This window comes from Streptomyces sp. NPDC044061 (genome assembly GCF_056434305.1).
The window spans coordinates 52,868-78,003 of the sequence record NZ_JBWKFL010000006.1 but is presented as its reverse complement, the minus strand read 5'-3'; the positions used below and the strand labels follow the sequence as shown (position 1 = coordinate 78,003).

At 73.0% G+C, this 25,136-nt stretch carries 23 protein-coding genes; 16 read left to right on the top strand and 7 right to left on the bottom strand.

Translation table 11 applies throughout. The features are described from left to right. Positions 1 to 146: 146 nt before the first annotated feature. A complete protein-coding gene (sodN, locus tag AC07CM_RS11765; protein ID WP_014674929.1) occupies positions 147 to 542 on the bottom strand; it encodes a superoxide dismutase, Ni in 396 nt (131 codons plus the stop codon). Positions 543 to 687: 145 nt separating this feature from the next. On the opposite strand from sodN, the gene sodX reads away from it, so the two are divergent. After that, entirely contained in the window at positions 688 to 1,122 is a 435-nt protein-coding gene (gene sodX / locus AC07CM_RS11760) for a nickel-type superoxide dismutase maturation protease (protein ID WP_478876439.1), read from the top strand. Here the strand turns inward: sodX and AC07CM_RS11755 are convergent. Continuing rightward, positions 1,026 to 1,655, bottom strand: coding sequence for a CGNR zinc finger domain-containing protein (locus tag AC07CM_RS11755; RefSeq protein ID WP_478876199.1), 630 nt, complete (start codon positions 1,653 to 1,655; stop codon positions 1,026 to 1,028). The genes sodX and AC07CM_RS11755 overlap by 97 nt on opposite strands. A 101-nt stretch (positions 1,656 to 1,756) precedes the next feature. On the opposite strand from AC07CM_RS11755, the gene AC07CM_RS11750 reads away from it, so the two are divergent. The 3 genes from AC07CM_RS11750 to AC07CM_RS11740 all read left to right on the top strand — a co-directional run bounded on the left by AC07CM_RS11750 (position 1,757) and on the right by AC07CM_RS11740 (position 3,884). Then, entirely contained in the window at positions 1,757 to 2,515 is a 759-nt protein-coding gene (locus AC07CM_RS11750; RefSeq protein ID WP_478876198.1) for a class I SAM-dependent methyltransferase, read from the top strand. Positions 2,516 to 2,643: 128 nt separating this feature from the next. Further along, the gene (locus AC07CM_RS11745; RefSeq protein ID WP_478876197.1) at positions 2,644 to 3,132 is read left to right on the top strand and encodes a SigE family RNA polymerase sigma factor; all 489 of its coding nucleotides are present in this window, start codon (positions 2,644 to 2,646) and stop codon (positions 3,130 to 3,132) included. Next, positions 3,129 to 3,884, top strand: a complete 756-nt coding sequence (locus AC07CM_RS11740) for a hypothetical protein (protein ID WP_478876196.1) — start codon at positions 3,129 to 3,131, stop codon at positions 3,882 to 3,884. The genes AC07CM_RS11745 and AC07CM_RS11740 overlap by 4 nt, the downstream gene beginning before the upstream one ends. A 56-nt stretch (positions 3,885 to 3,940) precedes the next feature. Here AC07CM_RS11740 and AC07CM_RS11735 read toward each other — a convergent pair whose 3' ends face one another. The 3 genes from AC07CM_RS11735 to AC07CM_RS11725 are packed head-to-tail and all read right to left on the bottom strand — an operon-like array spanning position 3,941 to position 6,673. Continuing rightward, entirely contained in the window at positions 3,941 to 4,693 is a 753-nt protein-coding gene (locus AC07CM_RS11735) for an amino acid ABC transporter ATP-binding protein (protein WP_478876438.1), read from the bottom strand. Positions 4,694 to 4,743: 50 nt separating this feature from the next. After that, positions 4,744 to 5,676 (bottom strand): amino acid ABC transporter permease, encoded by a 933-nt coding sequence (locus AC07CM_RS11730; RefSeq protein ID WP_478876195.1) that lies wholly within the window; start codon positions 5,674 to 5,676, stop codon positions 4,744 to 4,746. Positions 5,677 to 5,713: 37 nt separating this feature from the next. After that, positions 5,714 to 6,673: an ABC transporter substrate-binding protein gene (locus tag AC07CM_RS11725; protein ID WP_478876194.1), complete on the bottom strand. Its 960-nt coding sequence runs from the start codon at positions 6,671 to 6,673 to the stop codon at positions 5,714 to 5,716. 573 nt (positions 6,674 to 7,246) lie between these two features. Between AC07CM_RS11725 and AC07CM_RS11720 the strand changes: the two genes are divergently transcribed. From AC07CM_RS11720 to AC07CM_RS11705, 4 genes are all read left to right on the top strand, one after another. Continuing rightward, the gene (locus AC07CM_RS11720) at positions 7,247 to 8,467 is read left to right on the top strand and encodes an NAD(P)-dependent malic enzyme (protein WP_478876193.1); all 1,221 of its coding nucleotides are present in this window, start codon (positions 7,247 to 7,249) and stop codon (positions 8,465 to 8,467) included. A gap of 195 nt (positions 8,468 to 8,662) precedes the next feature. Continuing rightward, positions 8,663 to 9,628, top strand: a complete 966-nt coding sequence (locus AC07CM_RS11715) for a zinc-binding dehydrogenase (RefSeq protein WP_478876192.1) — start codon at positions 8,663 to 8,665, stop codon at positions 9,626 to 9,628. 113 nt (positions 9,629 to 9,741) lie between these two features. Next, positions 9,742 to 9,951 carry a helix-turn-helix domain-containing protein gene (locus AC07CM_RS11710; RefSeq protein WP_478876191.1) on the top strand — a complete coding sequence of 70 codons (210 nt, stop codon included), beginning with the start codon at positions 9,742 to 9,744 and terminating at the stop codon, positions 9,949 to 9,951. Further along, positions 9,951 to 10,514: a Clp protease N-terminal domain-containing protein gene (locus AC07CM_RS11705; protein WP_478876190.1), complete on the top strand. Its 564-nt coding sequence runs from the start codon at positions 9,951 to 9,953 to the stop codon at positions 10,512 to 10,514. Before AC07CM_RS11710 ends, AC07CM_RS11705 begins: the two co-directional genes overlap by 1 nt. A 25-nt stretch (positions 10,515 to 10,539) precedes the next feature. Here AC07CM_RS11705 and AC07CM_RS11700 read toward each other — a convergent pair whose 3' ends face one another. Together AC07CM_RS11700 and AC07CM_RS11695 are read right to left on the bottom strand one after the other, a co-directional pair. Beyond that, positions 10,540 to 11,616, bottom strand: a complete 1,077-nt coding sequence (locus AC07CM_RS11700) for a PadR family transcriptional regulator (RefSeq protein ID WP_478876189.1) — start codon at positions 11,614 to 11,616, stop codon at positions 10,540 to 10,542. A 1-nt stretch (position 11,617) separates the two neighbouring features. After that, on the bottom strand, positions 11,618 to 12,589 hold the full coding sequence (locus AC07CM_RS11695) for a DUF4097 family beta strand repeat-containing protein (RefSeq protein WP_478876188.1): 972 nt from the start codon (positions 12,587 to 12,589) through the stop codon (positions 11,618 to 11,620). Positions 12,590 to 12,896: 307 nt separating this feature from the next. Between AC07CM_RS11695 and AC07CM_RS11690 the strand changes: the two genes are divergently transcribed. From AC07CM_RS11690 to fxsT, 8 genes are all read left to right on the top strand, one after another. Next, positions 12,897 to 13,076: a DUF6104 family protein gene (locus AC07CM_RS11690; RefSeq protein ID WP_003992906.1), complete on the top strand. Its 180-nt coding sequence runs from the start codon at positions 12,897 to 12,899 to the stop codon at positions 13,074 to 13,076. 114 nt (positions 13,077 to 13,190) lie between these two features. Continuing rightward, positions 13,191 to 13,601: a CU044_2847 family protein gene (locus AC07CM_RS11685; protein ID WP_478876187.1), complete on the top strand. Its 411-nt coding sequence runs from the start codon at positions 13,191 to 13,193 to the stop codon at positions 13,599 to 13,601. Next, positions 13,598 to 15,802 (top strand): VMAP-C domain-containing protein, encoded by a 2,205-nt coding sequence (locus AC07CM_RS11680; RefSeq protein ID WP_478876186.1) that lies wholly within the window; start codon positions 13,598 to 13,600, stop codon positions 15,800 to 15,802. The genes AC07CM_RS11685 and AC07CM_RS11680 overlap by 4 nt, the downstream gene beginning before the upstream one ends. A 178-nt stretch (positions 15,803 to 15,980) precedes the next feature. Further along, a complete protein-coding gene (locus tag AC07CM_RS11675; protein WP_478876185.1) occupies positions 15,981 to 16,994 on the top strand; it encodes an AAA family ATPase in 1,014 nt (337 codons plus the stop codon). A 7-nt stretch (positions 16,995 to 17,001) separates the two neighbouring features. Then, positions 17,002 to 20,364: an SAV_2336 N-terminal domain-related protein gene (locus AC07CM_RS11670; protein WP_478876184.1), complete on the top strand. Its 3,363-nt coding sequence runs from the start codon at positions 17,002 to 17,004 to the stop codon at positions 20,362 to 20,364. A gap of 91 nt (positions 20,365 to 20,455) precedes the next feature. After that, complete coding sequence (locus tag AC07CM_RS11665; RefSeq protein WP_478876183.1) at positions 20,456 to 20,731, top strand: hypothetical protein; 276 nt, start codon at positions 20,456 to 20,458, stop codon at positions 20,729 to 20,731. Continuing rightward, positions 20,728 to 21,987, top strand: a complete 1,260-nt coding sequence (locus AC07CM_RS11660; protein WP_478876182.1) for an aKG-HExxH-type peptide beta-hydroxylase — start codon at positions 20,728 to 20,730, stop codon at positions 21,985 to 21,987. Before AC07CM_RS11665 ends, AC07CM_RS11660 begins: the two co-directional genes overlap by 4 nt. A gap of 79 nt (positions 21,988 to 22,066) precedes the next feature. Further along, positions 22,067 to 25,069, top strand: coding sequence for an FxSxx-COOH system tetratricopeptide repeat protein (gene fxsT / locus AC07CM_RS11655; protein ID WP_478876181.1), 3,003 nt, complete (start codon positions 22,067 to 22,069; stop codon positions 25,067 to 25,069). Positions 25,070 to 25,136: the final 67 nt, after the last annotated feature.

The following is a 25,136-nucleotide window of genomic DNA, read 5'->3' as shown; positions in this document are numbered from 1 at the left end:
GGGTTGGCTCGAGGTGGGGGTGGGGCGGGTCGGTGTTCGCGCTTTGCCTGCTCCCCCCCCCCCGCCTCCCCCCCCCCCCCCCCCCCCCCCCCCCCGCGCCCCCCCCCCCCCCCCCCCCCCCCCCCCCCCGCCGGGGAGGACCGCCCTCAGGCCTTCTTGGTCTCCCAGAAGATCTTGTCGATCTGGGCGATGTAGTCCAGCGCCTTCTGGCCCGTCGCCGGGTCCGTGGACGCCTTGGCGGCCGAGAGGGCCTTCAGGGTGTCGTTGACCAGCTGGTGCAGCTCCGGGTACTTCTCGAAGTGCGGGGCCTTGAAGTAGTCGCTCCACAGGACGGAGACGTGGTGCTTCGCCAGCTCGGCGCGCTGCTCCTTGATGACGGTGGCGCGCGCCTGGAAGTGCGGGTCGTCGTTGCCGGCCATCTTCTCCTGGACGGCCTTCACCGACTCCGCCTCGATGCGGGCCTGGGCCGGGTCGTACACACCGCAGGGCAGGTCGCAGTGCGCGCTGACCTTGACCTTGGGGGCAAACAGGCGGGAAAGCATGGAGCATTCCTTCCTCGTGATCGTCTTCTCAGGTGCGACATTACTCCTTGAGGGACCCGTTTTCCTGAGTGCCCCCCAGGGCTTAGGACAAAAGTCCAGGGTCAGACTGAGACTGGTGGAGGAACGGACCGGGGAGGTGCCGGTGATGCCGGAGCTGTCGCAGGAGACCGAGCGGGGGAGGGCCGGGGCGCCGTTCGGGCTGGCCGAGGTGACGGGCCCGTCCATGGTGCCCACCCTGCATCACGGGGACCGGCTGCTGCTGCAGTACGGCACCGCGATCAGGGCCGGGGACATCGTCGTCCTGCGTCATCCCTTCCAGCAGGACCTGCTGGTCGTCAAGCGTGCCGTGGAACGGCGCGAGGGCGGCTGGTGGGTGCTCGGGGACAATCCGTACGCGGGCGGGGACAGCACCGACTACGGGGTCGTGCCCGAGGAGCTGATCCTGGGCCGGGCGTGGTTCCGCTACCGGCCGCCCAGGGGCGGTCAGCGCTCGCCGCTGGCGCTCGCGCGCTGGGCGTTCTCGGCAGCCAGGCCGCTGCTGCCGGACCGGTCGGCCTCCAGGCGCTTGCGGGCCCGGTAGGCGGCCACGTTGGCGCGGGTCGCGCAGCGGTCCGAGCAGTACCGCCGGGAGCGGTTGGTGGACGTGTCGAGGTAGGCGTTGCGGCACGGAGCCGCCTGGCACAGGCCGAGCCGGTCGACGCCGTACTCGGTCAGGTGGAAGGCGAGGCCCATGGCCGCGATCGCCGCGTAGCCGGCGGTGGCGTTGGACGGGTGGTCGGCCAGGTGCATGTGCCACAGCGGGCGGCCGTCCTCGTCCCGGTGGTCGTGCCCGGAGATCTGGGGGCTGACGGGGAACTCCAGCAGCAGGGAGTTCAGCAGGTCCACGGCCAGTGTCTCGTCGCCCTTGTCGGCCGCCTCGAAGACCGAGCGCAGCCGGCCCCGGACCGAGCGGAAGCGGGTGACGTCGGCGTCGGTGGCCCGGCGGGCCGCGGACGCGTTGGCGCCGAAGAGGTCGCGGACGGCCTCGACCGAGGTCAGCGAGTCCTTGCCCCGGGCCGGTTCCTCGCTGTTGACGAGCCGTACGGCGTAATCCGAGTAATAGGCCAGTTCCACTTGTAGTCCTTACGGAGGCGCTCTATGGTCGTGTCTGCGGTCGGGGTAACAGCCGGTCGTGCTTCCAGGGTATTACGCGTACGTGAGGAGACGGGGCTTCCATGACGATCGGTACCGGGACCGACTGGGCCGCCTGGCAGGAGAGCTGGGACCGGCAGCAGGAGTGGTACATGCCGGACCGCGAGGAGCGGTTCCGGATCATGCTCGACATGGTCGAGGCGCTCGTGGGCCCGGCCCCGCGCGTGCTCGACCTCGCCTGCGGCACGGGCACCGTCACCGCCCGGCTGCTGGCGCGGTTCCCCGGGGCCACCAGCACCGGGGTCGACCTCGACCCGGCCCTGCTCGCCATAGCGCGCGGCACCTTCGAGGGCGACGACCGCGTCTCCTTGGTCACCGCCGACCTCAAGGACCCCGACTGGCCGGCGCGGCTGCCGTACGACTCCTACGACGCCGTCCTGACCGCCACGGCCCTGCACTGGCTGCACAGCGAACCACTCGCGGCCCTCTACGGTCGGGTCGCGGGGCTGGTCCGCGACGGTGGTGTCTTCATGAACGCGGACCACATGATCGACGAGAGCACGCCGCGGATCAATGCGGCCGAGCGCGCCCAGCGGCACGTCCGCATGGATCAGGCCAAGCGGGACGGGGCCCTGGACTGGGCCGAGTGGTGGCAGCTGGCGGCGCAGGACCCCGTCCTCGCCGAGCCCACCGCCCGCCGCTTCGAGATCTACGGCGAGCACGCCGACGGGGACATGCCGTCCGCGGCGTGGCACGCGCGCGTGCTGCGCGAGAGGGGGTTCGGCGAGGCCCGGGCGGTGTGGTGCTCGCCGTCGGACACGTTGCTCCTCGCCCTCAAGTAGGCCACGGCACCGGCACCGGAGGCGGTACGAGACATTCGTACCGCCTCTTCTGCGTCCCCGCGGGGGCCCCACCGCACTCATACGGGTGAGACGGTCCGTATCCGGTGGACCGGCGGAAAGGGGGAGGGATGACGCGGGGCGCGGAAGCGACTCTGCACGCCTTCGTCGAGGGCAGACGCACGGCGCTGTTCCGCAGCGCCTATCTGCTGTGCGGCAACCGCGACGAGGCCGAGGACCTCGTCCAGACGACCCTGGTGAAGGTCGTCCTCGGCGCGCGCAGGCACGGGCGGCTGGAGAACCTCGAGGCCTATGCGCGCAAGACGCTGGTCAACACCTTCATCTCGGCCCGCCGCCGGTTCTGGCGGCGCGAGCAGGCGTACGGCGAACTGCCGGACCTGGCCGGGCGGCAGGTGGACAACGACACCGGACTGATGGTGCGGGCCGCTCTCGCCCAGCTCGCGCCCGGACAGCGGGCGGTGCTGGTGCTGCGCTACTGGGAGGACCTCAGCGTGGCCGCCACCGCCGAGCTGCTCGGGATGCGGGAGAGCACGGTCAAGAGCCACACGGCGAGGGGACTGGCGGCGCTGAAGGCCGCTGTGCGGGAGGAATACGTATGAGCGAGAACGAAGTCGTGCGGGAGCTGCTCTGGAAGGCGGCCGCCGGCGTGCCGGTTCCGGAGGGCCGGGGCGGCGAGGCGGTGTTCGCCCGGGCCGCGCGGCTGCGCTGGCGCCGACGCGCGGCGGTGACGGGTGCGGTGGCGGCGGCGGTCGCGGCCGGGGTCGTCCTCGGGTCCGGCGTCCTGCCCGGCGGGGAAGGGCGGAGCATGGCCGCCTCGCCGACCGCCGGGGAGTTCGGCGGCGGTGCGGCGGGCTTCGCCGAGCTGCTGCCGCCGGGCGTGGGCAAGGTCCGGGAGGTGTCCCTGCTCCGGCTGATCAAGGGGGTGCCGAAGGCGCCGCTGCCCAAGGACGTGGGGCCGTACGACGGGGACTACGCGGTCGCCCGGGGCGGCGGGGTCGGCTACGTAACCGTTCGCGTGGTCTCCGCGAAGGCCGCGAGCGCCAAGGGCATGGAGAAGGACCCCTGCCACGTCGGCAACGTGACACCGCCGGTGCTGAAGTGCACCGACGAGAAGGTGCCCGGCGGCGGCCTGCTGTCCATCCGGCTGACACCCGCGCAGAAGGCCCAGCAGCCGTCGTACTACGGCACCGCGCTGGAAGCACGGCTGGTGCTGAAGGACGGCAGGATCCTGATCGTCCGGGACTGGACCGGCTTCCTGGGCAAGGGCTCGCAGGGCCCGGTGCTCAAGACGTTCCCGCTGACCCGGACGCAGCTGCGCGAACTGGCGCTGAAGCCGCAGCTGCTGCCGTAGCGGGGCACGCGAAAGGGGCGGTACGAGGATCCTCGTACCGCCCCTTCGGGCGTGTCCTAGAGCACCTTGGACAGGAAGGACTGCGTCCGCTCGTGCTGGGGGTTCGTCAGCACATCGCGGGGATGGCCGGATTCGACCACCACACCGCCGTCCATGAACACCAGGCTGTCGCCCACCTCGCGGGCGAAGCCCATCTCGTGGGTCACGACGACCATCGTCATGCCCGACTCGGCGAGGTCGCGCATGACGTCGAGGACGTCACCGACCAGCTCCGGGTCGAGGGCCGAGGTCGGCTCGTCGAAGAGCATCAGCTTCGGGTCCATCGCCAGGGCCCGGGCGATCGCCACGCGCTGCTGCTGGCCGCCGGAGAGCTGGGAGGGGTAGTTCCCGGCCTTGTCGGCCAGGCCCACCCGCTCCAGGAGCTGCATCGCGCGCTCCTTGGCCTGCGCCCTGCCCACTCCCTTGACCTGGACCGGCGCCTCGATGACGTTCTCGACGGCCGTCATGTGCGGGAACAGGTTGAAGCGCTGGAAGACCATGCCGATGTCCCGGCGCTTGAGCGCGACCTCGCTGTCCTTGAGCTCGTACAGCTTGTCGCCCTTCTGGCGGTAGCCGACCAGCTCGCCGTCGACGTACAGCCGGCCGGCGTTGACCTTCTCGAGGTGGTTGATGCACCTCAGGAAGGTGGACTTGCCGGAGCCGGAGGGGCCGATGAGGCAGAACACCTCGCCCGGCCGCACCTCGAGGTCGATGCCCTTGAGGACCTCGACGGGACCGAAGGACTTGTGCACGCCCTCGGCCTTGACCATCGGGACGGACGAGTGCTGGGGCACGGAGTCCGTCCTGCTCTCCTTGTCGGTCATGCCGTGACCTTCCTGCTCGAGAAGGTCGTCAGGTGCGCCTTGACCTTCTGCCACGGAGTGGGCGGCAGGCTGCGGCTGGAACCGCGGGCGTAGTACCGCTCGATGTAGTACTGGCCGACGCTGAGGATCGACGTCATGATCAGGTACCAGGCCGCGGCCAGGAAGTACATCTCCACCGGGGCGCCGGAGTTCTGGCCGATGTCCTGGGCGTAACGGAAGAGCTCCGGATACTGGACGGCCGCCACGAGCGAGGTCGTCTTCAGCATGTTGATCACTTCGTTGCCCGTCGGCGGCACGATCACCCGCATCGCCTGCGGGATGACGATCCGCCGCAGCGTCTTGCTGTGGCTCATGCCCAGCGCGTGCGAGGCCTCGGTCTGGCCCTCGTCGACCGCGAGCAGGCCGGCGCGGCAGATCTCCGCCATGTACGCGGCCTCGTTGAGGCCGAGGCCGAGCAGCGCCGTCAGCAGCGGCGTCATGAAGTCCGACCAGTAGTTCTTGTAGATCGGACCGAGGTTGATGTACTCGAAGACCAGGCCCAGGTTGAACCAGAGGAACAGCTGGACCAGGACCGGGGTGCCGCGGAAGAACCAGATGTAGAACCACGCGATCGACGAGGTCACCGGGTTCTTCGACAGGCGCATCACCGCGAGGCCGATGCCGCCGACGATGCCGATCAGCATCGACAGGACCGTCAGCAGGAGGGTCTTGCCGACGCCGGTCATGATCCGGTCGTCGAAGAAGTAGTCCGGAACCGCGTGCCAGTTGATCTTGCCCTGGCCGAACGCGTAGATGATCGCGACGAGGATCGCGATCGCGATGACGGCGGTGACGTACCGCCCGTAGTGCCGGACCGGGATGGCCCTGATGGCCTCGGGTCCGGCCGGGGGCGTGTCCCCCGGCCCGGCCGTCTTGTCGATGTCAGTCACGGGTGTTGCCTCTCAGTGGCCGCTCGGGTGCCGCGGGTCACTTGCCGCCGTTGATCGCGGACTCCTTGACGGCGCCGTCCTCGGCGCCCCACTTCTCGAGGATCTTCTGGTACTCGCCGCTCTTGACGATCGCGTTCATCGCGGCCTGGAGGGCGTCACGCAGCTGGGTGTCGCTCTTGGCCACGGCGATGCCGTACGGGGCCGCCTCGACCTGGTCGCCGACGATCTCGAAGTCCTTGCCGCCGCCGGAGGTCTTCACCGCGTACGCGGCGACCGGGAAGTCGGAGGAGGCCGCGTCCACGCCGCCCGAGCGCAGGCGGGTCTGGGACTGCTGGTCGTCGTCGAACGCCTCGATGGTGAGCTTCTTGCCGCTCGGGCACTTCTTGGCCTCCTGCTTGGCCAGGTCCTCCGAGACGGTGCCGCGCTCGACGGCGAGCTTCTTGCCGCACAGGTCCGACCAGGACGTGATGCCCGCGGTGTCGCCCTTGCGGGTGTAGATGGAGACACCGGCGGTCAGGTAGTCGACGAAGTCGACGCCCTCGCCGACCTTCTTGCCGGTGTCGGGGTCGACACCCTCCTGGCGGTTCTTGTTGTCCGTCATCGCCGACATCGCGATGTCGTAGCGGCCGGAGCGCAGGCCCGTGAGCAGGGCGTCGAAGGTGCCGTTCTCGAACGTGAGCTTCACGCCGAGCTGCTTGCCCATGGCCGCCGCGAGGTCGGGGTCGAGGCCGACGACCTTGCCGGAGGAGTCCTTGAACTCCACCGGGGCGTACGCGATGTCGGAACCGACCTTGATCTCGCCCTTGTCGCGGATGTCCTTGGGGAGCTTGTCGGCGAGCGGGGCCGTGCCGGCGGCCGTGCTGCCGGAGTCGTTGTTCTTGTCCTTGGTCTGGTCACCGCAGCCGGTGAGCAGCAGGGCTCCCGCGACCGCGATCGCACCGACCGCGGCCAGACGGGAGTGCGCGGCGGTCGTACGACGGGTGGAGCTTGCGGTCATCGTGGTTCCTCCGGCGGAAGGGAAGAGGTGCCGATGGGTCGACGGAAACACACACCATCGGGTGTCGCGACCTCGTGGGTTTACGGCATCTTGCCATTCGGACTACGCCATTCAGGGGCGTCACTATGTCAAAATCGGATAACGGGTGACCCCCGAACCGCGTCAGGTCCCGTCTGGACGGGACTTCAGGGCCGCAGATCTGCGGAAATCCATCACCGAGGCCGGAAAATCTTCAGGCCGTCTCATGATGCGGTCAGTCGTTGTGCGCGGTGCGCGAACAAGTTCGAGTTACCGCCCAGTCACATCGGTGTCGTGCTCGTGTCAGCCGCGTGTCATCCAGGTGTGGCGTTCTGGTCTCCAGATGTGACCTTGCACCTAATGGACTCGTCGTGAGCGCCGTCCGTCCGGTAAGAAGGTTCTTTACACCCCTCATCCGGGGCTCAGGGCGCGTGTGCGGCGCGCCCGTCGCGTATGTGCTCGTCGTATCAGCAATCGAGCCGTACGCGGTGCCCGCCCACCCCTCACCAGGAGTGGTCGACCCTCAAACCATGCATACCTAAGGGGTAAAACAAAGTGGCAGCGGAGATCGTCAATCCTCGCAGCGACAGCAGTACGGATCAGGAAGGGGCCGAGCCCCTCGATTCCTTCGATCCGGCGTTCGCGCTGCACCGCGGCGGCAAGATGGCCGTGCAGGCCACCGTGCCGGTCCGCGACAAGGACGACCTTTCCCTCGCGTACACGCCCGGCGTCGCGCGCGTGTGCACCGCGATCGCGGAGCAGCCGGAGCTGGTCAACGACTACACGTGGAAGTCCTCCGTGGTCGCCGTCGTGACCGACGGCACGGCCGTGCTCGGACTCGGGGACATCGGTCCCCAGGCCTCCCTCCCCGTGATGGAGGGCAAGGCGATCCTGTTCAAGCAGTTCGGCGGCGTCGACGCGGTGCCGATCGCGCTCGACTGCACCGGTGTGGACGAGATCGTGGAGACCGTGGTCCGGCTCGCTCCCTCCTTCGGCGGAGTGAACCTGGAGGACATCTCGGCACCCCGGTGCTTCGAGATCGAGAAGCAGCTCCAGGAGCGGCTCGACATCCCGGTCTTCCACGACGACCAGCACGGCACGGCCGTCGTGACCCTCGCGGCGCTGCGCAACGCGGCGCGGCTGAGCGGGCGTGAGATCGGGCAGCTGCGGGCCGTCATCTCGGGTGCCGGCGCGGCCGGTGTCGCCATCGCCAAGATGCTGGTCGAGGCCGGCATCGGGGACGTGGCGGTGGCGGACCGCAAGGGCGTCGTGTCGGCCGGCCGGGAGGACCTGACGCCGGTCAAGCGGGAGCTGGCCGGTTTCACCAACAAGGCCGGCATCACCGGCTCCCTCGAGGATGCCCTCGCCGGCGCCGACGTCTTCATCGGCGTCTCCGGCGGCACGGTCGCCGAGGAGGCCGTGGCCTCCATGGCGGAGGGTGCCTTCGTGTTCGCGATGGCCAACCCGAACCCGGAGGTGCACCCCGACGTGGCGCACAAGTACGCGGCGGTCGTCGCGACCGGGCGCTCGGACTTCCCGAACCAGATCAACAACGTGCTGGCCTTCCCCGGGATCTTCGCGGGCGCGCTGCAGGTGCGGGCCTCGCGGATCACCGAGGGCATGAAGATCGCCGCCGCGGAGGCGCTGGCCGCCGTCGTGGGCGACGACCTCGCCGCCGACTACGTCATTCCGTCGCCGTTCGACGAGCGGGTCGCTCCCGCGGTGACGGCGGCGGTCGCGGCTGCCGCTCGTGCCGAGGGTGTCGCCCGGCGCTGATGCCGGCTGAAATGGTCCCGCCCGTTGGGGCGGGGCCATTTTTTTTGCCCACCGCCCGCCCGGCCGGGCGATGACAAGGGCGCCTCGAGGGGCGTTGACGCCGCGCTGCGCCGCACGGGTGCCGTTGTGCAAGAGGGCATGTGTCACAGAGCCCGCTGGTTCCGCCGGCCGGGGCCGGAATCTATCGTCAAGGTCATGTTCGCTGCCTACGCCGCCCGAATCGACCGCGACCAGCCCCTCACCGGCCTGGAGTTGGGGGAGCGTCCGGCTCCCGAGGCCCGGCCCGGCTGGAGTACCGTCACCGTGCGGGCCGCCTCCCTCAACCACCACGATCTCTGGTCCCTGCGGGGCGTCGGACTCCCGGAGGAACGGCTGCCGATGATCCTCGGCTGTGACGCCGCCGGGATCGACGAGGACGGCAACGAGGTCGTCCTGCACTCCGTCATCGGCCAGACCGGCCACGGCGTCGGCCCGAACGAGCCGCGCTCCATCCTCACCGAGCGCTACCAGGGCACCTTCGCCGAGCAGGTCGCCGTGCCGACCTGGAACATCCTGCCCAAGCCGAAGGAGCTGTCCTTCGCGGAGGCCGCCTGCCTGCCGACGGCCTGGCTGACGGCGTACCGGATGCTGTTCACCAACGCCGGCGTACGACCCGGTGACTCCGTCCTCGTGCAGGGCGCCGGCGGCGGTGTCGCCACGGCCGCGATCGTGCTGGGCAAGGCGGCCGGGCTCCGGGTCTTCGCCACCAGCCGGGACGAGGCGAAGCGCAAGCGCGCCCTGGAGCTGGGGGCGGTCGAGGCGGTGGAGACGGGGGCCCGGCTGCCGCAGCGGGTGGACGCCGTCATCGAGACCGTCGGCGCCGCCACCTGGTCCCACTCGGTGAAGTCGCTGCGGCCCGGCGGCACGATCGTCATCTCCGGCGCCACCAGCGGTGACCGGCCCTCGCATGCCGAGCTGACCCGGATCTTCTTCCTGGAGCTGAAGGTCGTCGGCTCCACCATGGGCACCAAGGAGGAGCTGGAGGACCTGCTCTCCTTCTGCGCCGCCACCGGCGTACGGCCCGTCATCGACGAGGTGCTGCCGCTGGACCGGGCCCGTGAGGGCTTCGAACGGCTGGCGTCCGGCGAGCAGTTCGGGAAGATCGTGCTCACCAACTCCTGAACTCCCCGCGGAGGTTCACGGCTGGGCGGGTCCGGATGTCGGGCCCGCCTTTTCGTGCGCCCGCCATGTCAACCTTGGTTGACAACCGACGAGTGTCAACGTAGGTTGACATCATGACCGAGGCAACGGATCTCGCCCAGCGTGCCGGTGACCGCGATCCGCGGGTCGGGCTGCGGGCCGTGGCCGCGCTCCGCAGGCTGCTGGAGCAGCTGGAGGCGGTACAGGTGCGCAGTGCGCGCAATCAGGGCTGGTCGTGGCAGGAGATCGCCGCGGAGCTGGGCGTCAGCAGGCAGGCCGTGCACAAGAAGTACGGGAGGCATTGATGTTCGAACGCTTCACCAAGAACGCCCGAGACGTCGTGAGGGGCGCTGTCGAGCACTGCGAACGCGCCGGATCGCGGACCGTGGGCGCCGAGCATCTGCTGCTCGCCGTCCTCGACCGCGAAGCCACCCGCGCCTCCTTCGCGCTGGCCGCGCTCGGGCTCGCCGAGCGCAAGGCGTCCGTGGGGGAGGCGCTGGGCGAGGCGCGGCGGCGGGGAGGCATGTCCCGGGCCGAGGCGGACGCCCTCGCCGGACTCGGGATCGACGTCTCGGAGATCGTCGCCCGGGTCGAGGAGGTGCACGGCGCCGGGGCGCTGTCGGGCGACCGTGAGGACGGCGGCTGGTGGTCGGGTCGTCGCTCCTTCAGCCGGGGCGCCAAGGACGTCCTGGAAGGGGCGCTGCGCGTCGCCCTCGACCGCCGTGACCGCCACATCGGTGACGAGCACCTCCTCCTTGCCCTCACCTTGCGTCCGGGGGTGCCCGCCGAGGTCCTCGCCGACCACGGCGTGACCTTCGAGTCGCTGACGAGGGTGCTGTACGGCGACGGCGAGGCGAAGGCGGGCTGACGCCCGCCCCTGCCCCGTCCGGCGCTCAGACCTTCGGGCCGCGCAGCATCGCCCCGATGCGGGCCGCCGCCGTCGACAGGTCGCGGCGGGCGTCGCGGAGCTGGTCGGCGGTGACGCCGTGGTCGCGGGCCGTGTCACGGATGTCGTCGCGGAAGCGGTCGAGGAGCCGGTCGAGGTCGCGGGCCGGGTCGTCGGTGGCCTCCTCGTGCGCCCAGGCCGGCTCGTACTCGGCCGGGAAGTCCTCGGGGGTGGCCGAGTAGTCCGGACCCGGGGCGGGGGCGGACTTGCGGGGGCCGGTGCCAGGCTCGGCGGCGGTGCGGCCGAAGCCCCGGTCCTTGCCGAACTCCCTGCCGTACTCCTTGCCGAACTCGCCGAACTCCTTGGCGAGTTCGGTCAGACCCTCGCGCACGCCAGTCGGCCAGTCGCCGCGCGAGAAGTGGTCCTGCACGCGATCCTGGACCCGGCGGGCGATGCGCTGCATCTCCTCCTGGGCCTGGGCCCGCGCCCGCGCCTGGGCCTCCTGGGCCTGGTGGCGGGCCCGCTGAGCCTCCTCGCGGGCCCGGCGGCTCTCGTCCTTGGCGCGGCGGGCCTGCTCCTTCCACTCCTGCTTGACCCGGCGCATCTCCTCCTTGGCGGCCCGCCAGGCCTCCTTGTCGCCGAGGTCGCCGTGCTCCCCGAAGGGGCCCGCCTCGCCGCCGCCCGTCCCGCCACCGCGGCGGGCCTCGGAGGCGGCCGCGCGCACCTCGCGCCGCAGGTCCCCGGCGGCGCCCCGCACGTCGGCCCTTATCTCGGCGGCGAGTTCGGCGACCGACTCGCGGATCTCCAGCTCCAGGTCGGCCAGTTCGCCGCTGCGGTCGGCCAGTTCGGCGCGGCCGGCGTCCGTGATGGCGTACACCTTGCGGCCGCCCTCGGTGGTGTGCGTGACCAGGCCCTCGGCCTCCAGCTTGGACAGGCGGGGGTAGACCGTGCCCGCCGAGGGGGCGTACAGACCCTGGAAACGCTCTTCGAGGAGCCTGATCACCTCGTAGCCGTGGCGCGGGGCCTCGTCGAGCAGCTTGAGCAGGTAGAGGCGGAGGCGGCCGTGGGCGAAGACGGGAGGCATGTCAGAGCACCTTCTTGTCGGTCGTGCCGTCGGCCGGGGCACCGGTGGCGTCGGTGTCCTGGCCGGAGACGGAATTGTCCCCCGGGGCGGTTCCGGGTCCGGTCGCCGGGTGGGGTGCCGGGCCGGCGGGGGGCTCGGACTCCCAGGGGGCGGCGTCCTCCTCGTCCTCCCCCGGCGGGCGGCGCAGCAGGGCGATCGAGCCGGAGACGGTGGTGGCCCTGAGCTTGCCGTTGCCCGCGCCGAGGCGGCCGGTGATCTTGTGGGCGCCCCACTGGCCGTGCACCCGCAGGCCGTCGAAGGCGTTGGAGATCGTGCCGCTGGCGGTGTTGGCCTCCACCTCCGCGTCGGCCGGGTGCGGCAGCCGGATGGCGATCTCGCCGGAGACGCTGGTCAGCCGGACGTCGGTGGGGCCCTCCGGGTCAAGGTCGATGATCATGGAGCCGCTGACGGAGTCGGCGCGGACGGAGGGGCCCGAGCCCTCGACCACGGTCAGGTCGCCCGAGACCGAGTTGAACCGCAGGTCGCCCGTGACGGCCTGGGCCTCCAGGTTTCCCGAGACGGTGTCGGCGCGGACCGGGCCGGACAGGCCCACGAGGGTCGTGTCGCCGGTGACGCCCTTGACCACCGAGGGGCCGCTGATGCCGGAGACGACCGCGCCGGCGCCGACCACGCCGACCTCCACGCGGGTGTCGGCGGGGACCGCGAGGGAGACCACGGCGCTGCGCCGCCAGCCCTTGCGGTCGAGCCACTTCAAAAAGCCCTTCCAGGGCAGGTCGTCGTAGGCCACCGTGAGGGTGCCGCCCTCCTGCGTGACGATCAGGGGTGGGCCCTCGATGTCCGTGACCTCCAGGCGTGCGGAACCTTCGTCCGTGCCCACGACGTTCACCGTTCCGTTGACGAGGCGCACGTGCAGGTCGCTCACCGGAGTGTCGAACGTGAGCTTCCGGGGCTCGGCGACGGACCACTCGGACATGGGGAGCCTCCTCGGCATCGCAACACGCCATATCGCGTCTTCTGTCAAACACGATATATCGCGGCCCCGCAAAGTCAAGACACTTCCGCACTCCCGGCGCATGGGACGCCGCGACCCGTGTGCGAGCGGGTGCGCCGGCGTGGGTGGCTCGTGCGCGGGGCGGCGGAGCGGCATGTGCGCGAGGCGTGCGGGGAACCGCGCGGCCGGTGGTGTCCTCGGGAGGGCGCCCCGCGAAGCACCCCGCCCCGGCCGCATAGGCTGTCCCTGGACCATTCATCACCTGGGCGTACACGCAGGAGAGGCAGCCATGTACTTCACCGACCGCGGGATCGAGGAGTTGGAGAAGCGGCGCGGCGAGGAAGAGGTCACCTTCGAGTGGCTTGCCGAGCAGCTGCGCACGTTCGTGGATCTCAACCCGGACTTCGAGGTGCCCGTCGAGCGGCTCGCGACCTGGCTCGCCCGGCTCGACGACGAGGACGACGAGTAGTCCCGTCCACCCCCGGCCACAGGGGCGATCATCAGCCGTATCGTTCGTCCACCCCTCCCCCTCCCCTTTCTGCGGAGTTAGCCTTCTCCTCCCATTTCAGCGAACGGGGGCGTCATGGGTGCAGGAGTCGAACGCATACGGCTGGACGACGGAACCGTCGTCTGGGCCAGGATCGGCGCGGCCGACGAGGAGGCGCTGGACCAGAGCGGTTACTGGGACACCGGACTCGGTGACCGGGTCATCGACATGGCGGGCGGACTCGCCGGCACGGTCGGGGGCGTCGTGCGCTCCCTGCGCGCCGGTCTGGACACACCCGCCCCGGTCGAGGTGTCCGTCAGCTTCGGAATCGAACTGACGGCGCAGTCCGGCAAGATCGTGAGCGCCATCGCGGAGGGCGGCGGAACCTCCTCCCTGACGGTGTCCCTGACCTGGACCGAACCGGCGACCGCGGCGGACGGCACGGACCCCGCGGCGCCGGGCGCCACGGTCGTACCGCCCCGGTCCCCGGCCTCCGGCACCCTATGAGCGCCTTCGACGAGATGGTGCGCCCCTCCCTCGCACGCATCGGCGCATCGGGTGACGGGTATGCAACGGACCGTGACCCGTACTGGGGTTCGGGGTTCTTCATAGCCCCGGGCTGGCTGTTGACCTGCGCCCATGTCGTGGGGAAGGGGGGACCCGCGGTGTGCCGAGGGCAGAGCTCCATGGGCGTGACCTGGCAGGAGCGCACCGCCGCCGGCGCCTGGGAGGAACGCACGGGCACCGGGACCGCCGTACTGCTCGCACCGCGCCCCGAGTCCGCGCAGCCGTTCCGCGATCCCTGGCCGTTTCCCGACCTCGCGCTGGTCCGGGTCGCCGGTGCGGACGACGTGCGCTGCCTGTGGCTGAGCGACCGGGAGCCGGGTGCCCGCGCCCCGGTCGGTCTCTACGGCTGGTCCCTGCAGACCGGCGAGCTGGGCATCCGGCACGGCACCGGTGAACTCGCGGGCTCCGACGCGCGGGCGCTGCTGCTCGGCGGCAGCCTGCCCATCGGTGGGCTCTCCGGGGGGCCCGTGCTCGACCTGCGGCACGGTTCGGTCATCGGCGTGATCAAGGGGCGCCGGCGCGAGGAGGGCGTAGCGGTCCCGGTCACCGCGCTGCACGAGCTGCTGGACCCGCGCGACGGGGCGGACGTCCTGCGCGAGGTCCTGCGCGCGCACGACCTGCACCACCTCCGCCTCCTCGACGACCCGTCGCCGTACGCGAACTGGACCACGCTCCAGGCCGGGCTGCCCGCTCTCGCCGCTGCCGCCTCCGGGATCACCGCCGACCTCCGCGTCCGGCTCTACGGCCACCTCGCCGAGCTGCCGCCGCCCGCCGCGGCGGGCGAGATCGTGCACCTCGTGGAGGAGGTCAAGGAGCAGGTGCGCGGCGCACGGCTGCGCTCGCTCGTGCTGCAGAACGTGCGCACCTGGCGCGAGGGCGCCGGGCTGCTGTACGGGCTGCGCACGCTGGAACCGGGCGGTGGTGGCACGCTGGTCGACCTCGAGGCGGTCCTGCTGTACGCGGCCAAGGCGGTCCGCAGCGTCGTACGGGAGCACCCCGGGGAGGTGGATCCCGCGCGGCTGAGCGCGTTCACCGGCTGGCTCGCCGGACAGGCCGACGGCCACCGGAACTGGGCGGTGGGCGACGCGGTCCGGGCGCTGCTGGAGGGCGTCGACGTCCGGGGAGGCGACGGCGCCCGCCCCGGTGGCCCGCCGGCCGCCCCGTCCCCCGCACCGCCGCCCGGCGCCCGCACCGACGTGCTGGTCAAGGTCGGCGCGCCCATGTACGACGGGCGCTACCCGTGGAGCGTGCAGCTGATCTACGACGGCCTGGACGTGACCCCGGTCGACGCCGACGACCGGGGCGTGCGCGTGGAGGAACTCGCCGCGGTGCTGCGCGAACCGCTGGCCCGGGCGCTGAGCCAGGGCGACCACGGGGAGCATCTGGCCGCGATCGAGGTGTTCCTGCCCCGCAAGCTGTTCGACCTGCCGGTGGACGAGTGGCAGCTGCTGCCCGGCGCCTCCGTCCGGCCGGAAGCCCCGCGGGGCGACGGCTGGGAGGGCGACGAGGGCGACGAGGGCGACGAGGGCGACGAGGGCGACGAAGAGGACGACGACGACTTCGTGGACGAGCGCTCCATGCCGCTCGGGATGCGCCGAACCGTCGTCATCCGGGACGTGCGGCGCAACGGCCGGCCGCCCACCCCCGAGTGGCGCAGGCGCTGGCGCGGCGCGCTGCGCGGCCCCCTCGCGCACGAGCCGCTGCACGGCCGCCCCCCGGCCGACGGCCACCCCGCCGCGGCACGCGCGGTGGGCAGGTACCCGTACTACGGCGCCCTCACGGCCATGGACGACTCCTGTGTTCCGGTCTACTGCGGGCCGGTGGGCAGCGGGGAGGGGCAGGCGGCGATGAAGGACGCGCTCATGGCCGGCCACTCGGTGGTGCTGTGGCGCCGGGACCGGCACGACCACGACGAGTGCAAGGACTTCCACCAGCAGGCCGCCCACCTGCTGGGAACGGCCCGGCGGGCCGAAGGACTGCACGGGCCGGTGCGTGACCTGCGCATCCGTCTGTACGACCCGGAGTCGGCACGGGACCGGGGCCTGCGCGGGAAGCTCGCGGTGCTGTTCGACCCGCCGGACCGGCCGCCGTACGCAACCGAGACGATGCGACCGCCGCCGCTCGCCGCGCCCGGTGGCTGACCCGTCCGGTCCGCCCGCCGGACGCCCCGTCAACCCGCTTGCCCCGCAAGGCCGTTCGGCGGGCCGGAAGTGAACGCCGGACGCCGCGAACCTCGGCAGACACGGCCGCCTGACGGTAGCCTCGTACGTCGGACGGCCGGGTCCGCTGCATGATCACCAGAGCCGGGAGGAGCCCAAGGTGAACGACTGGCGGATCTACCGCGGAGTGGGCCAGCCGCACGACGGCATGCGGCGGTTGCCGGCGCCGCCGCCCTGGCGCGACTTCGCGGCCTTCCGGGAGGACACGGAGGACGGCCCGGAGGACCCCAGCAGCGCCCGCCGGCTCGGCGTCCGCCGCCGCATGGTCGAGAACTACGCGCCCCGCCCGGCCGAGGTCGACGCCGTCAACGCGGCCCTCTATCTGCGCCGGCCCCTGCTGGTGACCGGCAACCCGGGCACGGGCAAGTCGACCCTGGCCTACGCCCTCGCCCATGAACTCGGCCTGGGCAAGGTGCTGCGCTGGCCCATCGTCAGCCGTACCGCCCTCCAGGACGGCCTGTACCGGTACGACGCGATAGGCCGCCTCCAGGACGTCCAGCTGGAGCGTGCCCGCGGCGGCGAGGGCACGACGGCCGCCCCCGGCATCGGGTCGTACATCCGGCTCGGCCCGCTCGGCACCGCGCTGCTGCCCTCCCCGCAGCCCCGCGTGCTGCTCATCGACGAACTCGACAAGAGCGACCTCGATCTGCCCAACGACCTGCTCAACACGCTGGAGGAGGGCGAGTTCTCGATCCCCGAGCTGGAGCGGCTGGCCGACCGCGAACCCGTCGTCGAGGTGCTCACCCACGACGGCGACCGGGTCGCCGTGCACGGCGGACGGATCGCCTGCACCGCCTTCCCGGTGATCGTCCTGACCTCCAACGGCGAACGCGACTTCCCCGCACCGCTGCTCAGGCGCTGCGTCCAGCTGGAGCTGGACCCGCCCGGCGAGGAGCAGCTGACCGCCATGGTCGAGGCGCACCTCGGCGCCGACGGCGTGGCCGCCGGCGCGGATCTCATCCGCAGGTTCCTGGAGCGCGAACCCGGCGAGGTGCTCGCCGCCGACCAGCTCCTCAACGCCCTCTTCCTCACCCGGCACGACCCGCGCGCGCAGAGCCTCACCCGGGAGCGGATCGCCGAGATGCTCATGCAGCCGCTCGACCGTACGAGGTGAGGGACGGATGCCCGGGATGCGCCTGGACGAGCTGATCGGCAAGCTGCGCCAGGGCGGGCTCGACCTCACCGCCGAGGACGTGGCGGACGCGGTGTGGCTGGCCCGGCGGCTCGGCGCCGCCCCGCCGCGCGACGCGCCCGGACCGCCCGGCACCCCTCCCGCCGACCCGCTCGACGGCGGCTCGCAGGCGACAGGAGCCGCCTCCACCGCATCGCCAGTCCTCAACCCGCTCCGGCCCCGGACGGACGTCCCCGCCGCTCCGGTACCGCTGCTCACACCCGGCCCCACGATGCGCCCACCGGCCGACTCCGCGGCCCCGGCCGCCTTCCCGGTCCGCGCACCCGCCGCCGCTGCCCTGCCGGGACTGCTCGGCCTGGAGAAGGCGCTGCGCGCGCTCGGCCGCTACCGGGTCGCCCCGGTCCGCTCCGAGGACCAGCCGATCGACGAGGAGGCCACCGCCGACCGGGCCGCCGCCAGCGGCATCCTGCTCCCGGTCACCCGGCCCGGCCGCCGCCGGCGCTGCGACGTCCAGCTGCTCATGGACACCGGGCCCGCCATGGCCGTGTGGGGGCAACTGGTCGAGGAACTGCGCCAGGCCTGCCAGCAGTCCGGCGCGTTCGCGTCCGTCCGCGTCCACCACCTCTACGCCGACGACTCCGGCGCGCCCCTGATCGGTACGACCGCCGGCCCCGGCCGGCACACCCGGCTGCGCCCGGCCGACGAACTCCACGACCCCACCGGCCGCAGGGTCACCTTCGTCATCAGCGACTGCGTCGGCCCGCTGTGGCAGAACGGCAGCGCCCAGCGCCTGCTGCACCAGTGGCCGCGCACCGCCCCCCTGGCCGTCGTCCAGCCGCTGCCGCCCCGCCTGTGGGGCCGTACCGCCCTGCCCGCCGAGCCCGGCCTGCTGCTGCGCCCGGCCGAGGTGGGCGGCCGGCTCGGTTTCCTGCCCGACGACGAGCCCTGGGAGGAACCGGCGCCCGGAGCCCGGCCCGTTCCGGTGCTGCAGCCCACCCCGGAGGCCTTCGAGGCCTTCGCCCGGCTGCTCGGCGGCGCCGGACCCACCAGCGAACGCGCCTGGGCGGCCCTCACCGCCCCCGGTACGGCCCCGGCGCCCGCCCCCGCGGCCCCGGCGCCGGCACCGCGCAGCGACGACGACCTGCTGCGCGCCTTCCGCGCCGGAGCCTCACCCGGCGCCCTGCGCCTCGCCGTCTACCTCGCCGCGGCGCCCCTCACGCTGCCCGTGATGCAACTGGTCCAGCGGGCGATGCTGCCCGACACCGGCCCCATGGAACTGGCCGAGGTCCTGCTCGGCGGGCTGCTCAGGCAGCTCCCCGGCACGGAGGACCAGCCGTGCTTCGCCTACTCGGGCCGGGTGCAGGACCTGCTGCTGTCCTCCCTCGACCAGGACACGGCCGGGCTCGTGCTCAAACACTGCTCGGCCTACGTGGAACGGCACTTCGGCAGGGGCACCCGCAACTTCGCCGCTCTCGCCGCGGCCCGGCTCGCCGACCACGGCCCGGCGGCCGGCGCCGGGCCCCTGCCCGGGGACGCCGGCCCGCCGGAGGGCGGGAGCGTCGAGGCCGAGCTGTTCGCCCGTATCCCGGCCCGTGTCCTGCGCTTCTACCTCCCGGACCTCGTCACGCCCGACCCGCTGACCGAGGCCGAGCGCCTGCTCGACCAATGGCACCACCTGGCCGACCCGGAGGTGCTGCGCCGCGCCCGGGAACAGGCCCTCGCGGCGGCCGCGCCCGGCACCGGGACCGTCCCCGGCACCGGCCCACGGCCTCACCTGGTCCTCGGCCGGGTGCTGCGCGCCGAGGCCGGCACGGCGGCCGCGCGTACGACGGGCAGACGTGCCGAGCTGCTGCGCGAGGCCGCGACCGAACTCACCGCGGCCCACACGGCGGCCCCCGCCGACAGCCGGGAACGCGCTGAGGCGGCCCTCGAACTGGCCTCCTGCCGACGTGAGTTGTGGCAGCTGACGGCGGAGAGCGACCAGCTCACGCAGGCCCTGGGCGTCCTCGACCCCGGCCTGCCCCCCTGGCCCGTGCTGACCGAGCGGGCACGGGACTGGTCCCGCTCCCACCACCGGGACGACCGGGACGACCGGTACGACGCCGGCGAGCCCGGCGACGCCCGGGAGCGCGGGCGCGGGGAACCCGCCGCCCGGGCAGCCGAGCCGGAGGGCTCCGGGAGCGCCGCCCGCACCGGCTCGGCGCAGGAGACGTCCAGGCCGGTCCCGGAAGCCGTGTCCCCGCAGACCGGGAACGGCGCCCCCGCGGCGCCGGACGACACCCTGTGGGCCGTCACCACGCACCGCTCCCGGCTCCTGCTGCGCGGGCGGATCCTGCTCGATCTGCGGCACCCCGGCGCGGCCGTCGGCGAACTGCGGGAAGCCTGCGCGCTCCTGGACACCGAGCGGGCCGCCGACGCCGTACGCGGGCCCGCGCTGCTCGATCTGGCGCGGGCGCTGCGGGAGTCCGGCTCCGAGGACGGCGCCACGCGCCAGGTGCTGCTGCGGGCCCGGCAGGCCGCCGGGGACGACCCCGGTCTGCTGCTGCCCTGCCTGGCCGCGCTGGCCGCCTTCCACGACGCGGCGGGCGAGACCCGGGAGGCCGACGAGGCGTACGAGCGGGCCGCCCTGCTCGCGCCCGCCGACGGCGCCCTGCGCTGCCGGCTCCTCACCGCCTGGGGCGAGTCGCTGCTCAGGCGCGCCTCCGCGCGTGACGGCGCGGAAATCGTGGACCGGGCCGAGTACGTGCTGCGCGAGGCGCTGAAGTCGCTGCCCGCCCGGTCCGCGCAGCGCGGACGGCTCCAAGGGCTGGTCGGCAGCGCGCTCGCCCAGCGGTTCCGGCACCTCGGCTTCCTGCCCGACCTGTTCGAGAGCCGGCACCTGCTCGGCCAGGCGCTGCGCGCGGCCGCCGACGCGGCCGTACGGGCCGAGGTGTGGCTGCAGCTGGGGCGGGTGCGGCTGGAGGGCTGGTTCCACGCCGGTGCGCCGGTGCTGGTGGACGCGCTGCAGGCGTACGAGAACGCCGAGCGGGAGGCGGAGGCGGCACACGGGGCCGACCCCGGTTCGGTGACGGCCGCACGGGCCCGGCACGGCAGCGGGACGGTGCTCGCCCTGATGGGGCGGCCCGGGGCGGCCAGGGGTGCGTACCGGGCGGCCCGCGAGCAGTGGCAGCGGCTCGTCGGGGCGCTGCGGCAGGTGGACTGGGCGGATGTCGAGCTGGCCCGCAGGGCGCAGGAGGAGCCGGCCGCGGACGAGGGCCGGCGGATGCCGGAGGAACGGTGGCGCGAAGTGGCCCCGCCGTGGTGGCCTTGGACTCAGGAGTGGAACAACTCGACCGACCTTGACCGGAGTTGATCCCGGTCGGGTTTCTGCTTCCGGCCTGTCGGGAAGAACTGGGCAGCCGTCACGGCCGTGCGGGGCGGGCGTGGGGCAGGGAGGAGCCGAGGTGGGGGAGCAGAGGACACGGGCGGCCGGCCTCGGCCGGGACATCGGAGGGGGCCTGATCCCGCCCGACCTCACCGACGTCGACCTGCGGACCTTGCGCACCGCGGACGACCGGCAGCTCGTCGTGGCCGCCCTCCGGGTGCTGATGTCCGCACGTCGCCTCCGGGAGGTCTGGTACTCCGGCAGCGATCCCGACAACGCGGCCGGGCCGCCTGCCGGGCGTTCGTTTTCGGCCGCCTGCGCCGGGCCACGCGCGGGCGAGGAACGCCAGGGATGACCTCGGCCCCCCTGCCCGGGATCCTGACGGATCTCGCCGGCACCCGCCCGTCCGCCGACGGCACGGCGGCACTGCGTGCCGTGCTGCACGCCCGGCGGCTGCTGATGCTGAAGGCCCTCCTCCTGCGCTACGAGCGACAGCGCGGCGAGCTGCCCTCCGAAGCGTGCGCGCGCTTCGAGCGGGACTGGGCCCTGCTGGAGGAGGCCGAACGGACGGACGCCGAGGCCGTCCGCGAGGTGGTCGACTACCCCATGACCGGTGCGTGGCTGACCGAGGTACTGGCGGCACCGCCCGGCCCGCCCTTCGAACAGCACCTGGCACACCTCGGCGGACTGGCCGTCGTGGCGGCGGTCCGGGCCGGCCGCCCGTTCGCCGGGACCCGCACCGAGCCCTCCGGCACACTGCACCTGCCCGGCCTCGGCACTCTGAGCTGTCCCTCCGGGCGGCTCCGGCTCACCGCCCGCACCATGGCCGCGCACGTCACCGACCGCCCGGACGCGGGCGAGGCGGTCATGCCGGGCGGCCGTCCGCCGTCCGCCGACCCCGCCTGGGCGGCGCTGGTGCCGCTGGCGGGCGGCGCGGTCCTCGACGACCTGGACCCCTACCGGGTGCCGCCCGGCGGCATCGGCCCCGGCGCGCTGCGCGCCGCCGAGCGGTCCCGCGTCGACCACCACCACTGGAGCCGGCTCTGGCGCGAGGCGCACCTGCTGATCGCGGCCGCCCACCCGGAGCGGGCCGCCGAGACCGGGGCGACGGTGCGCGCCGTGATCCCGCTGGACCACCCCGGCCGCACCGGCGGCCCCCCGATCAGCGCGACACGCCGTGCCGCCCCGGGCGCGGTCCTCGCCGAGCGGCCCCACGACGCGGCGGGACTCGCCGACCTCCTGGTGCACGAGACGCACCACACCAAGCTGGCCGCACTGGGGGAGGCCGTACCCCTCCTGCGGCCGGGCGGGGACAGCCTGCACCGGGTGGGCTGGCGTCCCGACCCGCGGCCGGTGTCCGGGGTGCTCCAGGGCGCGTACGCGCATCTGGCGCTGCTGGACCTGTGGTGGCGGGCCCGGGCCGGACCGGCCGTACCCGGGCACTGGCGGCGGCACGCCCGAAGCCGGTTCGAGGCCCACCGGGACGAGGTCGCCGAGGCCTTGTCGATACTGCGTGAATCAAGTGAACTGACCTTTGCCGGAAGGGAGTTCGTCCGGGGCATGGACCGGCACCTGGCCCGGCTCGGCGCACTGACCCGGCATCCGGTATGACGCCGGGTACGGGGTCGGTTGCGTTACGTTATGCATGCGGTCGCCCAGCCCGGGACGGCGGCGGGAACAGGGAGCGGTCATGGCGGAACAGCGGCGGTCGGGCGGAGACGGCCCGGGGGCACCGGAGCACTTCCTGGTGGTCTTCCCGGGGTACCACCGTTCCTGGGCGGCATGGATCGCGCACTGCCTGGAACGCCAGGGCCACCGGACCACCCTGCAGCGCTGGGACCCGCCGCGCGAGGTTCCCCTGGAGGACTCCCTCGGCGATCTGCTGCTGTCCAGCGGACGCATCCTGCTCGTGCTCAACGACTGGTTCTTCGAACTGGGGCCCCGGCCCGCGGGCGAGTGGAACGACGCCCTGCGCGGCTTCGTCGCCGCCCATGCCGAACGCTTCGCCGCCGTCAACCTGACCAACCGGCCGCTGCTGCCGGCCACGGCGGTGCTCGAGCCCGCCAGCCTGTGGGGGCTGAGCGAGGAGGCCGCCGAGGAGCGGCTGCTCGGCCGGCTCGCCCTGGAGCGCCGGCGGGTCCCCAGGGCACTGCCCGGCCGGGTGCGCTACCCCGACAACCGCTGCGACATCTGGGGCGAGGTCCCGCGCCGCAACCCGCGCTTCACCGGGCGGGACGACCTGCTCAACGACATCCACCAGCGCCTCGCCGACGCCGAGCAGGGAGCCTCCTCCTGCACCCTGCTCGGCATGTCCGGCATCGGCAAGACCCAGCTGGCCGCCGAGTACGCGCACCGCTTCAGCACCGACTACGACCTGGTGTGGTGGGTCAACTCGGACGACCGCAACATCCAGCGCGACCGCCTCGGCGAACTCGCGGTGGAACTCGGCCTGCGCATCGGCGGTGAGCCCGGCGAACGCATCCGCGCCGTGCGGGACGCCCTGCGGCGCGGCGAGCCGTACGGCAACTGGCTGCTGGTCTTCGACGGCTGGGACGACACCGAAGGGGTCAACGCCCTGCTTCCGCAGGGCACCGGGCACGTGCTCGTCACCTCCCGCAACCGCGCCTGGAGCGAGCACACCGAAGTGGTGGAGGTGCCCACCTTCCTGCGCGCCGAGTCGACCGCCTACCTGATGCGCCGCGCCCCGCACATCACCGCCACGGAGGCCGACGAGGTCGCCGGCGAGTTCGGTGACGTACCGCTGCCCCTGGTGCAGGCCGCCTCCTGGCTCGGCGAGTCCGGCATGGAGGTGCCCGAGTACCTGCGCATGGTGCGCGAACGGCGGCTGTCCACCGTCGACGAACCGGCCACCGGCGAGGGCTTCCCGCAGTCCTCGATGACCTCCTGGTCGATACTGCTCAACCGGCTGCGCCGCGCCCAGCCGCAGGCCATCGACGTGCTCAGCCTGTGCACCTCGTTCGCGCCCGGGCGGATCCCGCTCGGCCTCATCCGGGCCTACCCGCGCGCCGAACTGCCCGAGGAACTGCGCTGGATGGCCACCGACCTGCCGGCCTGGACCCGGGCGCTGGACACCCTGGTCAACTACTCGGTGCTCACCCGGGAGACCCGCGGCCCGGCCGGCGCCGAGATGGGCCCGCACCAGGAGTCGGTGCACATGCACCGGCTCGTCCACGACATCGTCTCCAAGCTGACCAGCGAGGACAGCCGGATCCGGCACCGCCGGGCGGTGCGCACCCTGCTGGCCGAGGCCGATCCCGGCAACCCGGCGGACAGCCGGACGTGGCCCCGCTACGCCGAGCTGCTGCCGCACCTCGAACCCTCCGGTGCGCTCGACAGCAACCAGCCCCGGGTGCAGGAGCTGCTCCTGAACTGCCTGCGGTACTGCGTGCGCAGCGGCGAGTACAACAGCGGTCTGGAACTGGTCCGCAAGATCCGTGACGCCTGGTCGCAGTTCATGGAACCGCTGGCCCAGCCGATGCTGGACCTGACCACCCAGCAGGGCAACATGCTCCGGGCCAGCGGCAGATTCCGGGACGCCTACGACCTGGACCACGCCGTCCTGGAGAAACTCCGGGCGGCCGGACGCCCCAACACGCTCGGCGAACTGGTCACCAGGAGCGCCATGGCGGCCAGCCTGCGCCACCTGGGCCGCTACCGGGAGGCCTACGACCTCCAGCGGGAGGTCCTCGACGGCAACGAGCGGCTCCTCGGCGCGGACGAGCCCCCCACCCTGGTGGCCCGGCACAACCTGGGAGTCGGCCTGCGCCTGCTCGGCCGCTACGCGGAGGCGTACGAACTCGACCTGGAGACGCTCTCCCGGCGCGAGAGCGTCCTGCGCGCCCGGCACATCACCACCCTGAACTCGGGCAACGCCGTGACCCACGGCCTGCGCCTGCTGGGCCGCTACCGCGACGCGCTGGTCCGGCAGGAGCCCGTCGTCCGGCTCCATGTGCAGGTGCTCGGCCCGCAGCATCCGCAGACCCTGGAGGCCCGCGCCCAGCTGGCCATGTGCCGGCGCCGGGAGGGCAGCCAGGCGCAGGAGGTGGGGCCGTCGATGGCCACCCTGCTGGAACAGCTGGAGCAGCTGCACGGCCGCGAGCACTACCGCACCCTGTCCTTCATCACCAACTACGGCAACTTCCTGAGGGAGCACGGCGACCTCAGCCAGGCCCGGGACCTCATCGACGAGGCCGAGGCCGGCTACCGCTCCCTGCTCGGCCCCGCCCACCCGGTGGCCACCGGCATGCTCTCCAACACCGGTCTCGTGATGCAGGCCGCCGGCGAACGCGCCGAGGCGATGGCGATGTTCGAGTCGGCGCTGGCCGGGCTCAACGCCACGCTGGGCGCCGACCACCCCTGGGTGCTCGGCTGCGCGCTCAACGCGGCCAGCGCGCGGAACATCAACGGCCGGATCACCGACGCCGTCGAACTGAGCCGGGACACGCTGCGCAGGACCCGGCACACCCTGGGCGACCAGCACCCGCTCACCCTGTCCTGCCAGGTGGCGCTCGCCGCCGACCTGCGGGCGGCGCGCGAGCAGGAGGAGGCCGGAAAACTGGAGGAGGACGGCCTCCTCGGCCTCACCCGCACCCTCGGCGCCCAACACCCACACACCATCTCGGCCCGCCAACGCAACCGCCCCTACTGGGACTTCGAGGCCTACCTGGGCTGAATGCGCCCCCGAAGGGGCGCGGGGAACGGCGCGAACAACCACGACACCGCCGCAGCCGCGCACGCAC

Bases quoted from the DNA above. Each gene is read 5' to 3' on its own strand.
- sodN (WP_014674929.1), bottom strand. From the start codon at position 542: ATGCTTTCCCGCCTGTTTGCCCCCAAGGTCAAGGTCAGCGCGCACTGC.
- sodX (WP_478876439.1), top strand. From the start codon at position 688: ATGCCGGAGCTGTCGCAGGAGACCGAGCGGGGGAGGGCCGGGGCGCCG.
- AC07CM_RS11750 (WP_478876198.1), top strand. From the start codon at position 1,757: ATGACGATCGGTACCGGGACCGACTGGGCCGCCTGGCAGGAGAGCTGG.
- AC07CM_RS11745 (WP_478876197.1), top strand. From the start codon at position 2,644: ATGACGCGGGGCGCGGAAGCGACTCTGCACGCCTTCGTCGAGGGCAGA.
- AC07CM_RS11740 (WP_478876196.1), top strand. From the start codon at position 3,129: ATGAGCGAGAACGAAGTCGTGCGGGAGCTGCTCTGGAAGGCGGCCGCC.
- AC07CM_RS11735 (WP_478876438.1), bottom strand. From the start codon at position 4,693: ATGGTCAAGGCCGAGGGCGTGCACAAGTCCTTCGGTCCCGTCGAGGTC.
- AC07CM_RS11725 (WP_478876194.1), bottom strand. From the start codon at position 6,673: ATGACCGCAAGCTCCACCCGTCGTACGACCGCCGCGCACTCCCGTCTG.
- AC07CM_RS11715 (WP_478876192.1), top strand. From the start codon at position 8,663: ATGTTCGCTGCCTACGCCGCCCGAATCGACCGCGACCAGCCCCTCACC.
- AC07CM_RS11710 (WP_478876191.1), top strand. From the start codon at position 9,742: ATGACCGAGGCAACGGATCTCGCCCAGCGTGCCGGTGACCGCGATCCG.
- AC07CM_RS11705 (WP_478876190.1), top strand. From the start codon at position 9,951: ATGTTCGAACGCTTCACCAAGAACGCCCGAGACGTCGTGAGGGGCGCT.
- AC07CM_RS11700 (WP_478876189.1), bottom strand. From the start codon at position 11,616: ATGCCTCCCGTCTTCGCCCACGGCCGCCTCCGCCTCTACCTGCTCAAG.
- AC07CM_RS11695 (WP_478876188.1), bottom strand. From the start codon at position 12,589: ATGTCCGAGTGGTCCGTCGCCGAGCCCCGGAAGCTCACGTTCGACACT.
- AC07CM_RS11690 (WP_003992906.1), top strand. From the start codon at position 12,897: ATGTACTTCACCGACCGCGGGATCGAGGAGTTGGAGAAGCGGCGCGGC.
- AC07CM_RS11685 (WP_478876187.1), top strand. From the start codon at position 13,191: ATGGGTGCAGGAGTCGAACGCATACGGCTGGACGACGGAACCGTCGTC.
- AC07CM_RS11680 (WP_478876186.1), top strand. From the start codon at position 13,598: ATGAGCGCCTTCGACGAGATGGTGCGCCCCTCCCTCGCACGCATCGGC.
- AC07CM_RS11670 (WP_478876184.1), top strand. From the start codon at position 17,002: ATGCCCGGGATGCGCCTGGACGAGCTGATCGGCAAGCTGCGCCAGGGC.
- AC07CM_RS11660 (WP_478876182.1), top strand. From the start codon at position 20,728: ATGACCTCGGCCCCCCTGCCCGGGATCCTGACGGATCTCGCCGGCACC.
- fxsT (WP_478876181.1), top strand. From the start codon at position 22,067: ATGGCGGAACAGCGGCGGTCGGGCGGAGACGGCCCGGGGGCACCGGAG.